This window comes from Plantactinospora sp. CNZ321, assembly GCF_004217235.1.
In genome coordinates this window covers 516,184-530,186 of the sequence record NZ_SHKQ01000001.1, presented here as the reverse complement: position 1 = coordinate 530,186, position 14,003 = coordinate 516,184, and the positions used below count along the sequence as shown (strand labels likewise).

11 protein-coding genes are annotated in these 14,003 nt (G+C 73.8%); 8 read left to right on the top strand and 3 right to left on the bottom strand.

Annotated features, from left to right (window positions below; all coding sequences use genetic code 11):
* Positions 1–27 precede the first annotated feature (27 nt).
* The gene (locus tag EV371_RS02335; RefSeq protein WP_165436582.1) at positions 28–438 is read left to right on the top strand and encodes an STAS domain-containing protein; all 411 of its coding nucleotides are present in this window, start codon (positions 28–30) and stop codon (positions 436–438) included.
* 126 nt (positions 439–564) lie between these two features.
* Positions 565–1,287: an STAS domain-containing protein gene (locus EV371_RS02330; protein WP_207230381.1), complete on the top strand. Its 723-nt coding sequence runs from the start codon at positions 565–567 to the stop codon at positions 1,285–1,287.
* Positions 1,288–1,317: 30 nt separating this feature from the next.
* Here the strand turns inward: EV371_RS02330 and EV371_RS02325 are convergent, their stop codons facing one another.
* The gene (locus EV371_RS02325) at positions 1,318–2,412 is read right to left on the bottom strand and encodes a pyridoxal-phosphate dependent enzyme (RefSeq protein WP_165436581.1); all 1,095 of its coding nucleotides are present in this window, start codon (positions 2,410–2,412) and stop codon (positions 1,318–1,320) included.
* Between the two features lie 128 nt (positions 2,413–2,540).
* On the opposite strand from EV371_RS02325, the gene EV371_RS02320 reads away from it, so the two are divergent.
* From EV371_RS02320 to EV371_RS02295, 6 genes are all read left to right on the top strand, one after another.
* Complete coding sequence (locus tag EV371_RS02320; RefSeq protein ID WP_130460583.1) at positions 2,541–4,070, top strand: leucyl aminopeptidase; 1,530 nt, start codon at positions 2,541–2,543, stop codon at positions 4,068–4,070.
* A 5-nt stretch (positions 4,071–4,075) separates the two neighbouring features.
* Positions 4,076–5,578, top strand: coding sequence for a helix-turn-helix domain-containing protein (locus EV371_RS02315; RefSeq protein WP_130460582.1), 1,503 nt, complete (start codon positions 4,076–4,078; stop codon positions 5,576–5,578).
* A gap of 123 nt (positions 5,579–5,701) precedes the next feature.
* Complete coding sequence (locus EV371_RS02310) at positions 5,702–7,297, top strand: ABC transporter substrate-binding protein (RefSeq protein ID WP_130460581.1); 1,596 nt, start codon at positions 5,702–5,704, stop codon at positions 7,295–7,297.
* A 4-nt stretch (positions 7,298–7,301) separates the two neighbouring features.
* Positions 7,302–8,234: an ABC transporter permease gene (locus EV371_RS02305; protein ID WP_130460580.1), complete on the top strand. Its 933-nt coding sequence runs from the start codon at positions 7,302–7,304 to the stop codon at positions 8,232–8,234.
* Positions 8,234–10,132, top strand: coding sequence for a dipeptide/oligopeptide/nickel ABC transporter permease/ATP-binding protein (locus EV371_RS02300; protein WP_130460579.1), 1,899 nt, complete (start codon positions 8,234–8,236; stop codon positions 10,130–10,132). Before EV371_RS02305 ends, EV371_RS02300 begins: the two co-directional genes overlap by 1 nt.
* Positions 10,129–10,857, top strand: coding sequence for an ATP-binding cassette domain-containing protein (locus tag EV371_RS02295; protein WP_130460578.1), 729 nt, complete (start codon positions 10,129–10,131; stop codon positions 10,855–10,857). The genes EV371_RS02300 and EV371_RS02295 overlap by 4 nt, the downstream gene beginning before the upstream one ends.
* 169 nt (positions 10,858–11,026) lie before the next feature.
* On the opposite strand, the gene EV371_RS02290 is transcribed toward EV371_RS02295, so the two are convergent.
* On the bottom strand, positions 11,027–12,136 hold the full coding sequence (locus tag EV371_RS02290; protein WP_486484445.1) for an alanine racemase: 1,110 nt from the start codon (positions 12,134–12,136) through the stop codon (positions 11,027–11,029).
* Positions 12,137–12,313: 177 nt separating this feature from the next.
* A complete protein-coding gene (locus tag EV371_RS02285; protein ID WP_130460577.1) occupies positions 12,314–13,912 on the bottom strand; it encodes an amidohydrolase family protein in 1,599 nt (532 codons plus the stop codon).
* Between the last annotated feature and the right edge of the window lie 91 nt (positions 13,913–14,003).

The following is a 14,003-nucleotide window of genomic DNA, read 5'->3' as shown; positions in this document are numbered from 1 at the left end:
GATCGTGCGGTCCCGAGGAGGTGTCGGATGAACGAGGACGACCACCAGGTGACCACGCCAGTTTCGGCTCGGGCCACCGCCGCCGTCCGGGTCGAGGTGGCCGTCACCGGCCGGCTGGACCGGGCCTCGGTGCCGGGACTCGACGCGGCTGTCGAGGCCGCCCTGCGACGCGGCTCGACCGACATCGTGGTGGACGTGGCGCAGTGCCACTACGCCGACGCCGCCGGGATCGCCCTCCTGCTCGACCTGCACCGCCGCAGCCGGCGGATCGGCGGAAGACTCGCCCTGCGCGCGCCCTCGGCGCGGCTGCGGCGGCTGTTGGAGATAGCCCGGGTGGACAAGGTGCTGGCGGTCGATCCGGTCGCGGTCGAGCGCCGGACCGCGGTCCAGATCCCGGGCCCGGCGGACGAGGCCGACGCCTCCCGGCCGGTGGGATAGTCGGCCGCTCGCCGTCACGAAATGACCTTCCTCCTCCCCCGGAAGAGTGCGTGGCAGGGCCGGCGTCGGTTCGAGCCGGTCCTGTCACGCACCGGGGGCTGCGCGTCCGTGGCCAGGAGGCCCGAGATGACCGTCGTACCCGATGTGGACAGCAACACCGTCAACCTGATCTGTGACCACTGTGGCGCCGTCACCGTCAGCGCCGACCAACGGATCCGAGTCGGCGAGGAGGTCTGGCGACTCACCGCCGAACACGGCTGGACGGGCTCGCCGTTCGCCGCCGGACCGCACCGCTGTCCCGCCTGCGCCACCAGCCGGCTCGTGGCCCGTCCGGAGATCGCCGGTCCACCGGCGACCCCGCGTGCCGTGCGGGGCCCACGGGTGGAGTACGAGCCGGCCGCCGCCGTGGTGTGGTTCGGCGGGGACATCGACCTGTTCGGCGCCGAGATGCTCCGCCAGGCGCTGATGGCGGCCGGTGCGGTACGCCGCGCCGTCGTGCTGGACCTCAGTGACGTGGAGATGCTCGACTCCGCCGGGCTGGGCGGCCTGGTGCGGGCACACCGGCACATCAAGCGGCGGGGCGGGGTGCTCTGCCTGGCCGCGCCGTCGCGGTACATCGTCACCGTCCTGCACACCATGCGCCTGGACGGGCTCTTCCCGACGTTCCCGGACCGGCGGCGGGCGGTCGACCACCTCGCGGCGTCGCCCGGCGAGGGCTGGGCCGGCCAGCCGGGGCCGGCGGTCGACTCCGGCGGACCGGACCGGGAGGGCGGCCGGGTCGGCTCGGCGGGCGGGGTCGGGCCGTCGCGTCGTGGCCGTGCCTCCGGGCGGCCCAGGGCGCGGTACTGAACCCTTCGCCGTGCCAGCAGAGCACCGGACTCAACCCCCGGACGACGAGGTGACAGCCGTCCCGATCAGTCGCCGGTACGCCACCGGATCGGTCGGCCCCTCCGTGCCCAGGCACACCACCCGGGTCCGCACGTCGACATCGAGCGCCGTGCGCAGCCGCGCGCAGTCGGGGTCGGAGACGAGCCGGCGTAGCCCGGCAAGCGTCGCCGCACCGCAGTCGCCGATGCGCATTCCCCAGCCGGCCAGGTCGCTCATCGCCACGGTCACCTCGGCGTCGGTGACGGTGAGTGTGCCGGCCAGACCGTCGCGCAGCGTCGGCCAGGCCACCGGCGAGGGGGTCGCGCAGTCCAGGCCGCTCATGGTGGTGCCCGGGGTCGGCACGGTGACCGGTCTGCCCACCCGCAGCGAGCAGGTGAGGCAGGCGGCGGTGGCCGGCTCGACTCCGACCACCCGGGTCGGCCGGCTCTCGTGCACCGCCCACCGGACGGCGGCGGCGGCCAGCGCACCGACGCCGATCGGCACCACCAGGAGATCGGGTGGGTCGTCGAGTTGCTCGGCGAGTTCCCGGAACAGGGTGCTGTAGCCGTCGACGACCCAGGCCGGCGAGTCGGGCTCGCCACTCGGCGCGAAGTCGGCGGCCAGGGCGTGGCCGGCTCTGTCCGCGTACCGGTGGGCGGTCTCGGCGGCCCCGTCATAGGTCCCGCCCTGAACCACCCGCGCCCCCTCCGCGACGATCGCGGCGGCACGTTCGGCGCTGGCCCCGGCCGGTAGGTAGATCCGGCAGGACAGGCCGCGATCGGCGGCGCACCGGGCCACCGCCCGGCCGTGGTTGCCAGCACTGGCGGCGACCAGCGTGTGCGTGTCGGGGCGCCGCCGCAGCACCCGCTCCACCGCCCAGGACGTCCCGAGGATCTTGAAAGCCGGCAGTCCGAACCGGTCCGACTCGTCCTTCAGCGCGACCTCGCCCAGCCCGAGTTCGGCGGCGACGGCCGGCAGGGAGCGCACCGGCGTGGCGGCATACCCGGGCAGGCCGCGGTGGAAGTGGTACACCTCGGCCCCGCCGGGTGGCGGCACCCGGCCGGGCCGGAACGCCGGGTTCGGCGTGGGCCCGGCATCGGGATGCATCGCTGCCATGGTGACCAAGTCTCGGCGAGCGCGGCCGGCGGCGCATTGTGCCGACCCACGAAGTCGGCCCCCGTGCTTCGTTCCAGGTGACGCCGTCACCGTCCATCGCGCCGGTTACCGTCGGCGCCGTGACCGTTCTCCAGGTAACCCCGGACCGGGACGTCGGCGCGCGGTGCGAGGCGGTGGTCGTCGCGGTGGTGTCCGGCCCGCGGGGAGCGGAGCCGGTCGGCACCGATCCGGACACCGACGTGGTACGGCGGGCGCTGCGGCGGCGCGGTGCCACCGGCCGGGCTGGCGAGGTCACCGTGCTCGGCGTGCTCGGTCCCGGCCCGGGACCGGTGATTGTCGCCGTCGGGCTGGGCCGACCGTCGGCGCCGGTAGCCGGGCGAGCCGGCGAGCCACCGTCGACTCCCCGCCACGACCACGAGACGCTGCGCCAGGCGGCCGGTGCGGCGGTGCGGGCGCTGGCCGGTACCGCCTCGGTGGCGCTGGCGCTGCCACTGCCCGACGCCGCCTCGGTCGGCGCGGCCGCCGAGGGCGCGCTGCTCGGCGGGTACGCGTTCACCCGGTACCGCACGGTGTCACCGGCCGGAGCCGCGCCACCGGTCGGTGAGGTCATGCTGCTCGCCCGGGACACCGGCCCGGCGGTGCGGGACGCCGTACACCGGGCCAGGATCGTCGCCTCGGCGGTGTCGCTGGCTCGCGACCTGGTGAACACGCCACCGTCGGACCTGCATCCGGCCGACTTCGCCGCGCTCGCCGCGGACACCGCCGGCTCCGTCGACGCCGACCTGCACGCCGACGTCCTCGACGAGGCAGCGCTCCGGGCCGGTGGCTTCGGCGGTATAGCCGGGGTAGGGCAGGGTGCCCACCATCCGCCGCGACTCGTCAGGTTGCGCTACCGCGGCGCTGGCACGCGTCGGGTGGCGCTGGTCGGCAAGGGCGTCACGTTCGACTCGGGCGGACTCTCGCTCAAGCGTCCGGCCGGAATGGCGCAGATGAAGATGGACATGGCCGGGGCCGGCGCGGTGCTGGCCGCGGTGCGGGCCGTCGCCGCGCTGCGGCTGCCGATCGGCGTCGATGCCTGGCTGCCGCTGGCCGAGAACCTGCCGGGCGGCGGGGCGATCCGCCCCTCGGACGTGCTGACCATGCGTAACGGCCGCCGGGTCGAGGTGGTGGACACCGACAACGAGGGACGGCTCATCCTGGCCGACGCGCTCGCCCGGGCCGCCGAGGAGCGCCCGCACGCGCTGGTCGACATCGCCACGCTGACCAGCGCCCAGATCATCGCACTCGGGCACCGGATCATCGGGGTGATGGGCAACGACGACCGGCTGCGTGCGGCGGTACTGGCGGCCGCGCGGCGGGCGGGCGAGCCGGCCTGGGCGATGCCGCTGCCGGAGCACCTGCGCCCCCGGCTGGACTCGACCATCGCCGACCTGGCGAACCGGGACCCGGGGGCGGGCGGGATGCTGGTGGCAGGCATGTTCCTGCGCGAATTCGTCCCGTTCGACCTGCCCTGGGCACACCTGGACATTGCCGGCCCTGCGTACCACGACGGGGAGCCGTACGGCTACACACCGACCGGTGGAACGGGCGCCGCAGTGCGTACTCTCGTACACCTGATCGACGGTCTGACCAGCGCGGATCTATCATGAGTAGCATGATCGAATCCTTCCGGGGGATCCCGGTGGATGAGCTGATCGCGGCGCTCGGGGGTGCGGCGCTGCACCCGGTGCGCCTGCCGGAGCCGGCGCCGGTGGTGCGGGGCGTGGTGATCCACGCGCCCGGCGACCCGGTGCCGGAGCCGGACCTGCTGGCGCTCTGCGCGGCGCCCGACGGGATGCCGCCGCCGGCCAGCATCGCCGTGGTGGTCCGCGCGGGTCAGATCGCCGCGGCGCTGGAACGGGTGCCGCCGACGACCGCGGTGTTCAGCGCGCCCGACGCGGCCCGGTGGAGCGACCTGTACGACCGGGTGCGCTGGGCCCTGCGGGACTCGCTCGGCCAGCTCGCCGTGCACGACGCCTTCCAGCTCGCCGACGCGCTGGCCACCGCGCTCGGCGGCGCGGTCAGCATCGAGGACGCCAACCGGCGGGTGGTGGCGTTCAGCACCATCCCCGGCCAGTCGATCGACGACGTGCGCCGGCAGGGCATCCTCGACCGCACCGTGCCCGACCACGTCGAGCGGGAGCAGTGGTACGCCCGGCTGTGGCGCGAGACCGGGGTGCTGGAGTTCACCGGCGGTACGGAGAGCACGTCCCGGACGGCGGTCGCCATCCGGTCCGGCGCCGAGCCGCTGGGCTCGATCTGGGTGGTCGGCGCCCGGGAGTCACTCAGCCCCGACGCCGACGAGATCCTGCGACGGGCGGTCGGGGTGGTGGCGATCTGCCTGGCCCACCAGGACCATTTCGCCTCGCGCGGGCGAGAGGCACGGGGGCAGATCCTGCGCCAGTTGCTCGGCGGTGTCCCCGGCGGCACCGTTCCCGGGTACGCGCTGCCCGGGGCGACCGTGCTGGTCGCGTTCGCCCGCGCCGAGCGGGCCGGCGACGACCGGGAACTGCTCGACACCCGGCTCTCCGACGTTTTCAGCCTGCATGCCCAGCGGTTCCAAGGGCTCGGGCTGGCCGCCGCGATCGACGGCCGGGTCTACGCGCTGCTGCCGGCCGCCACCCGAGCCCGGCTCGGCGCGCAGCTCTGGGCCATGATCGCCCGGATCGCTCCGGCCGGTGGGCTGCTCGCGGTCGGCCCGGCGCTGGACGAGGTCGCGGCGCTGCCCCAGGCCCGTCAGCAGGTCGACCGGCTGCTGGCGTTGCGGGCCCGCTCCGGAGCGGCGGCCGGCGATATCGCCTACGTCGAGGACGAGCGGGACGCGCTCCTGCTCGCCGAGGTGGCCGAGGCGGTACGCGAGGTCCCGGCGATGCGCTCCGGGGTGGCCTGCAAGATCGCGAGCTACGATCGCGAGCACGGCACCGCGTACGTCCCGACGCTGCGGGCCTGGTTCGAGGCGGGCGGGGACGTGGCCGCTGCCGCGGACCGGCTGCATGTGCACGCGAACACGTTCCGATACCGGATGACCCGGGCGGGCACCCTGTTCGGCCTGCGGCCGGACAGCGCCGACGAGCGCCTGCTGTTGCATCTGCAGCTACGCCTGGCCGATTTCGACTGAGCGCCCTTGGCGAAGCTCACAATGCCTCCGCTGCGGGTTGGTGCCGCCACGCCAAAGACACCCGGGACGAGGCAGAACATGCTGTCCGGAACCGATTCGAGGTCCTGCCGGTATGGGAGTGACATGAGAAGATCCGCGTTCATAGCCGTCCTCAGCTCCGGTGTGCTGGCCCTGACCGCGTGCTCCGGGGCGTCGAATCAGGCCACCGGCGACGACAGGTACGCCGACGGCGGCACCTTCACGATGGGCTTCGAGAGCGACCCGGGGGCACTCGACCCGGCCACGGCGGTGCAGGGCAGCACTAACCTGCTGCTCTCCTTCGCGTACGACACGCTGACATACATCGACCGGGACGGTGGCCTGGTCGGCGGGCTGGCCGAGAAGTGGACGGTCGAGCCGTCGGCCGTGCACTTCACCCTGCGCAAGAACGTGACCTGCTCCGACGGTTCCCCGGTCGGCCCGGCGGAGGTGGCCAACAGCATCAATCGGGTGGCCGACCCGAAGACCAAGTCCCCGCTGCTCGGGGTGCTGATCCCGACCGGGGTCAAGGCAGAGGCGGACGAGGCGGCCGGCACGGTGACGATGCGGACGCCGGAGCCGAACCAGTTCCTGCTGCACAGCACGGTGGCCATCTTCATCACCTGCGGCAAGGGACTGGCCGACCCGTCGACGCTGGCCAAGACCACCTCCGGTTCGGGGCCGTACGAGCTGGTCGAGTCGGTGGCGAACGACCACTACACGCTGAAGAAGCGCCAGGGCTACACCTGGGGACCGGGCGGTGCCAGCAGCGACGCCAAGGGCATGCCCGAGACGGTCGTGCTCAAGGTGGTCAGCAGCGAGTCGACGGCGGCGAACCTGCTGCTTGCCGGCGAGCTCAACGCCGCGCACTTCACGGGCGCGGACCGGACCCGGGTGACGGCGGCGCGCGGGATCACCCACGACGTGCTCCCCGCCGGGCCCGGCGAGTTCTTCTACAACCAGGACCCGGCCCGTCCCGGTGCCGACCCGGCGGTACGCCGAGCGCTGACCATGGCGCTGAACCTGGACGAGCTGGGCAAGGTGAGCACCCAGGGCACCGGGGTGAAGATGACCGGGATGACCACCCTGTCGCCGCGCCCGTGCCGGGTCGACAGCGTCACCGGCCATGTGCTCGCGCACGACGTGGAGGCGGCCAAGGCCGCGCTGGACGCGGCGGGCTGGCGGGCCGGTCCGGACGGCGTACGGGTCAAGGACGGCAAGAAGCTGGCGGTCACGATTCTCTACAACACCGACTTCGGCGCCGGTGAGCAGGCCGGGGCGGAGTACCAGGCCGACGCCTGGCGGAAGATCGGCGTTGCGGTCGAGCTGAAGGGCCAGGCCAGCGGCGCGTGGAGCGACGCGCTGTTCAAGACCGGTGACTGGGACGTCGCGGCGGTCGGCATCGGGGTGAGCCTGCCGTCGCAGCTGACCGGATACCTGTCCGGCAAGGCCGTACCGGACGGCTCGAACTTCGCCAACATCCAGAACACCCGGTACACCGAGCTGGTGGCCAAGGCGTCGGCGGTGCCGGACCTGGAGGGCGGCTGCAAGGTCTGGGCGGAGGCCGAGTCGGCGCTCTTCGACAACGTCGATGTGGTGCCGTTCATCGACAAGACCCAGGTCCTGGCGATGAAGAACGCCGAGATCTTCGTTCCGGGCGGGCTGGCCCAGCCGACGTCGATCCGGATGTTGAAGGACTGACCTGATGAAGGTGCTCGCCCGGGTGATGCGGTTCGCGGCATCGATGGTGCTCCTGCTGGTGGCGTCGTTCGCCATGATCCACCTCATCCCGGGCGACCCGGTCCGGGCCGCGCTCGGCCCGACCGCACCGGCCGAACTGGTCCAGCAGCGGCGCTCCGAACTTGGCCTGGACGATCCGATCGCGGTCCAGTTCGGGCGCTACCTGCGGGACATCTTCACCGGCGACCTGGGCACGTCCTTCGTGTCCCGGCAGCCGGTGGCGGAGATCATCGGGGCGCGCCTGCTGAGCACCCTCGAACTGGCCGCCCTGGCCACCCTGGTCGCGATGCTGATCGCGATCCCGATCGGCATGCTGCTCGCGACGCGTACCGAGAACGGCCGCAACCGCGGCAGTGAACTGGTCTTCACCTCGGTGACCGGCGTGCTCGCCACGATCCCGGACTTCCTGCTCGCGGTCGGCCTGGTGGTGGTCTTCGCGGTGAACCTGGCCTGGCTGCCGCCGGCCGGCAAGGGCGGGCCGGAGTCGTATCTGCTGCCGATCATCGCGCTGGCGGTCGGGCCGGCGGCGGTGCTGGCCCGGCTGGTCCGGGTGGAGGCGCTGCGCGAGCTCGGCACCGACTACGTACGGATGGCTCGGGCCAAGCGGCTGCCGGCGTGGCGGGTCCAGCTACGGCACCTGCTGCCGAACACCCTCACCGCCACCCTGACCGTCGGCGGCCTGCTGCTCAGCTCGCTGGTCACCGGCACGGTGATCGTCGAGTACGTCTTCGCCTGGCCCGGCCTCGGCTCACGGATCGTCGAGTCGATCACGGACAAGGACTACCCGGTCGCCCAGGCGGCGATCCTCGTCTACGGAGCGATCGTGCTCGTCGTCAATCTGGTGGTGGACCTGGCGCTGGCCGTCCTCGACCCGCGCTCTGAGATCAGGAACGGCTGATGGGCCGGCTGCTGCGCTCACCCGCCGGGCTGACCGGCCTGTTGCTGGTGCTGGCCTGTGTGGTGCTGGCGGTGATCGGCCCGCCGTTGTGGGACGACGAGGCGGCCCGGATCAACGCCGGGGAGATCCTCCAGGGCCGCGGCGACGCGCACCCGCTCGGCACCGACAGCCTCGGCCGGGATGTGCTGGCCCGGGTGCTGGTGGCCAGCCGGCTCTCCCTGGTGCTGGCCGCGCTCGCCGTGCTGATCGGGGTGGTCATCGGGGTGCCGCTGGGCGTGCTGCCCGCCGTGCTGCCCCGCCGGGCCGGCCGGTTCGTGGTCGGCCTGGTCAACTCGCTGGTGGCGTTCCCCGGCCTGCTGCTGGCGATGTTCACCACGATCGTGCTCGGGTTGGGGGCCCGGGGCGCGGTCTTCGGCATCGGGCTGGCGACGGCTCCGGCACTGGCCCGGCTGACGTACACGCTGACCGCCTCGGTCGCCGGCTCCGACTACGTCGCCGCGGCCCGGCTACTGCGGGTGCCGCGTCGCTGGATCATGGTCCGGCACATCCTGCCGAACGTGGCCGAGCCGATCATCCTGAACATCGCCATGTTCCTCGGCTCGGCGCTGCTCGGCCTGGCCGGGCTCTCCTTCCTCGGGCTCGGCGTGCAGGCACCCGACTACGACTGGGGCCGACTGCTGAACGAGGGCCTGGAGCGGGTGTACGTGCACCCGGAGGTGGCGGTCGGCCCGGCGGCGGCCATCATGGTCGCCGGTCTTGGCTTCCACCTGTTCGGCGAGAGCCTGGCCCGGATCGCGGCCCGGCAGGCCCCGCCCGGCGCACCCGACACCTCGTCGGCGTCCCCGGCCGGGCCGGACGTCTCATCGCCGGCCTCCCCGACACCGGCCGCCGCCGACCCGGTGCCGGACGGTCCGGGCGACGTGCTGGACCTGCGCGACCTGTGGGTGACCTTTCCCGGCGGGGCCGCCTGCGTGCGCGGCGTCTCCCTGACGGTGAACTCCCGCGAGATCGTCGGCATCGTCGGGGAATCCGGCAGCGGCAAGAGCCTGACCGCCATGGCCGTCGGCGGTCTGGTGCCGTACCCCGGTACCGTCCGCACCGCCCGGCTGACCCTGGACGGCAGCGACCTGACCCGGCTCGCCCCGGCCGCCCGGCGCCGGCTGCTCGGTACCTCGCTGGCGATGGTCTTCCAGGATCCGATGGCCGCGCTGAACCCGGCGCTGCGGGTCGGCTCGCAACTGGCCGAGGTGCCGATCGTGCACGAGCGGCTGTCCCGGCGGCCGGCCTGGCGGCGGGCCGTGGACCGGCTCGGCCAGGTCGGCATCGGTGAACCGGGCCGGCGGGCCCGGCAGCGCCCGCACGAGTTCTCGGGGGGCATGCGCCAGCGGGCGACCATCGCGATGGGCCTGATGGGTACGCCCCGACTGCTGATCGCCGACGAGCCGACCACCGCGCTGGACGTCACCGTGCAGCGGCAGATCCTGGAACTGCTCACCGAGGTCATCGACCGTACCGGCGCCGGTGCGCTCTTCATCTCGCACGACATGGCGGTGATCTCGCAGATCTGCCACCGGGTGGTGGTGATGTACGCCGGCCGGGTGGTGGAGGAACTGCCGGTGGCGGACCTGGTGAGCGAGGCCGCCCACCCGTACACCCGAGCGCTGGTGGCCTGCCTGCCGGACATGCGTACGGACCGGGACCAGGCGCTGGCCACCGTCCCGGGCCGCCCGCCGGCGCCGACCGAGCCGGACACCGGCTGCGCCTTCGCGCCGCGCTGCGATTACGCCACCGACCGGTGCCGGCAGCAGCGGCCGGTGCTGACCCCGGGCCCCGGAGGGCGACGACTGGCCTGCTGGAACCCGGTGTCGGGACCGGTCCGGGAAGGAGCCGACGCGTGAGGATCACCGACCTGACGGTGCGGTACGGCCCGTTCACCGCCGTGGACCGGGTGAGTCTGGAGATCCCGCCCGGCAGCATCGTCGGCCTGGTCGGCGAGTCCGGTTCCGGCAAGTCGACGATCGCCCGGGCGCTGGTCGGGCTGGCCCCGGTGACCGCCGGCACGATCATCGGGCCACCGCCACAGCGGCGGCAGATGGTGTTCCAGAACCCGTACGGCTCGCTGAACCCGCGGATGACGGTGGGCGCGAGCGTGGCCGAAGGGCTGCGGCTGCCACGTGCCGAGCGGGCCACCGAGGTGGCGCGGCTACTCGAGCTGGTCAGCCTCCCCCCGGCGGTCGCCGGCCGCTATCCCGCGCAGCTCTCCGGCGGGCAGCGCCAGCGAGTGGCGATCGCGCGCGCCCTGGGCGCCCGACCGGAGCTGCTGATCGCCGACGAGATCACCTCGGCGCTGGACGTCTCCGTGCAGGGCACGGTACTCAACCTGGTCCGCGACCTGCGCGCCCGGCTCGGGCTCTCGGTGCTGTTCATCTCGCACAACCTGGCCGTGGTCCGGTATGTCTGCGACCTGGTGGCGGTGCTGCGCGACGGCAGGCTGATCGAGGCCGGCCCGGTCGACGAGGTGGTCACCGCGCCGCGCGAGGAGTACACCAGGGCGCTGATGGCCGCGGTGCCGACGATCGGCGAGCGACTGACCGGGCACGGCCCGCCGGTCAGGCCGACCTAGCGGCCCGGCAGCGAGGCCGACGTAGCGCCCGCCTGCCAGGTCGAGTAGCCGCAAGCGGCGGGGTGGCGCCTCGGCGGGTGGCTGGCGCCACGGCTCGGCGGGTTTGGCTGGTGCCACGCCTCGGCGGGTTTGGCTGGTGCCACGGCTCAGCGGGTGGCTGCGCCACGGCTCAGCGGGCGGTGCGGGAGGCGATCGGCCAGGTGTCGACGAGCACGCCGGCGGAGACCACGAGGATCTCCCGGCCCAGGTTGACCGCCGAGCAGACGTGGTTCGGCACCACCCCGACCAGGTCGCCGACCGCGACCGGCCGCTCCAGCCCGCGTACCACGGCGTGCTCCTCGGTGATCGCGTCGATCGTCGCCCCGGGCGCCTGCGGCAGCAGACCGTACCCGGACAGCCACTCCGGACGATCACCGGAGAGCGCCTTCGAGCCGGCATCCAGCACCGCCTCCCCGGGGCGGGGCACGCTCACCACCCGGGCCGCGACGACCAGCGCGATCTGCTCCACCGGCAGCCCGGTCAGCACGGTCTGCTGCCGGTCGCCGAAGACGTAGGTGCCGGGGCGGATCTCGGTCAACGGTGCGTCGACCCCGTCGACCGTGGTCGGCGTGGAGCCGCCGCTGAGCACCGGCGGACGGCCCAGCAGCCGGGTGAGAGCGGCACCGGCCGTGGCCAGCGCATCCCGTTCGTCGGCCGCGGCGGCCGGGGTGGCGGCGGGATGGGCGTAGGCGTGCCCGGGGTGGGTGAACGCGCCCCGCACGTTCAGCCCGAGCCGCAGGCAGTACCCGGCCAGCTCACCGGCCGCCGCCGCGTCGATACCGGTCCGCCGCCCCCCACAGTCCAGTTCGACCAGCACGTCCAGCGGGTCCGGGGCACCCCGTACCGCCCGGGCCAACGCGTCGGCACCGGCCGTGCTGTCCACCCCGATCGCGAGCCGGATCCGCTCGTGCAGCGCGCGGACCCGGGCTGCGCGGCCGTGCCCCGCCCACATCGGATAGGCGATGAACAGGTCGTCGCAGCCGCCGGCGGCGAACGCCTCCGCCTCGGCAAGCGTCGCCACGGTGAGTCCGGCGGCGCCGTGCGCCACCTGTTGGCAGCCGATCGGCGGGGACTTGTGCGTCTTGGCGTGCGGCCGCAGCGCCACCCCGGCGTTCCGGGCGAGCGTTGCCATCCGTTCGACGTTGGCCGTCATCCGCTCGCGGTCCACCACCAGTGCCGGGGTGTCGATGTCCACCGGCAGCTCGATCGGCGCCATCCGCACCCGCATCCGCTGATCCACTCTGTGAGAATCCCCGCCCGGCGATCGGAGCGCATTGGCGCCCGCACCAAGATGCCTCGCGGCGGATTGGTCCCTCTTCCATCGGCCCGGCCCGTCCAGCCGATCCGGCACCCCGGCCGGCGAACGGTGGTGGGATCGAGGAGGAGGTCGGCCGATCGGCACCCCCCGGGGTCGGTGTCAGGCCACGCCGCGACGCAGGCGGCGGCCCGGCAGGGCCCCGGTCGGTTCACCGCTGCGCAGGGCCAGCACACCGTTGACCATCACATGCCGCACGCCGGTCGCGTACCGGTGCGGGTCGTCCCAGGTGGCGGCATCGAGGACGGTCGCCGGGTCGAGCACGGCGAGGTCGGCGTAGCCGCCGACGGCGATCCGGCCCCGGCCGGGCAGCCGCAGCGTCTCGGCGGGCAGCCCGGTCATCCGGTGGACCGCGGTGGCGAGGTCGAACAGCCTCCGCTCCCGGCAGTAGTACCCGAGGACCCGGGCGAACGTACCGTATGTTCGCGGATGGGTGGCCTGCTCCGACCACGGCGGCACCGCCGGGTGCGCCGAGGCGTCCGAGCCGATCGACACCCAGGGCTGGCGCAGCCCGAGCTCGATGTTCGCCGGGTCGACGAAGAACAGCACCGCCGGGATCCACGGGTCACGGGCGATGATCTCCAGCAGCGCCTCGGCGTCGCCGAGCCCGAACGTGGCGGCGACCTCGGACAACCGGCGGCCCTTCGCCGGCGTACCGTCGCAGAGGTCGCGCAGGATCAGCACGCCGGCACCGCCACCGGCGGCGAGGAAGAGGTTCTCGAAGTCCCTGGACGGCGCCCGCATCTCCGCCGCCATCTCCGCCCGCTGCCCGGGATCGGCCAGCCGCTCGGCGAGCGCGGCCGGTCCGCCCTCGTGGAACCGGGGCGGGATGCACGAGCCGAGCGGGTTGCCACCCGCCTCGTACGGGTACATGTTCGCGCTGACCCGCCGGCCGGCGTCCCGGGCCGCCTGGATCCGCTCGATCGCCGAACGCATCTTCGGCCAGTTCGCCCGGCCTGCGGCCTTGAGGTGGTACACCTCGGCGCGCACCCCGGTCCGTCCGGTCAGCGTCACCAACTCGTCGAGTGCCTCCAGCAGCCGGTCGCCCTCGCTGCGCAGGTGCGAGATGTACAGCCCGTCGTGGGCGGCGATCACCTCGCAGAGCGCGGCCAACTCGTCGGTGTCGGCGAACCGGCCGGGTGGGTAGATCAGCGCGGTGCCGACGCCGAGGGCACCGTCCTGCAACTCCTCGGCCAGCACCCCACGTACCCGGTCGAGCTCGGCGGCGGTCAGCGGGCGGTCCGCGAAGCCGGCACCGAGATAGCGCAGGTTGGCGCCGCCGACGAAGCTGGCGACGTTCGGCGCGACACCGCCGCGGACGATGGCGTCCAGCCCGTCACCGAGCCGGGGAAACTCCGCCGACAGGGTCGTCTCGTAGACGTCCCGCAGGTACTCGCCGTACCGGGCGTCGGCCGGGCCGGGCGAATCGGCCTCGCCGAACACCTCGGTCGTGACACCCTGCCGCAGCTCCGACTCGGCCCGCCCGTCGATCCGCATCGCCGCCCAGGCGTGGCTGAGCACGTTGATGAATCCCGGGACCACGGCCAGACCGGTCACGTCCAGCACCCGCCCGCCGTGCTCGGCGGGCGCCGACCCGACACCGACCACCTTGTCGTCGGCCACCAGCACGTCGGCGGGAATCCCCGGCGCGCCGGTGCCGTCGTAGACGGTCCCGCCGCGCACCACCCAGGAAAGACTCATCCGGTCAGCGTGGCGCCGGGGCCGGCCGGTCTCATCGTCGGGTCGGCCTAACCGGTCGCCGTACTCTCGTCGGCAACGACGATGCGCCGGG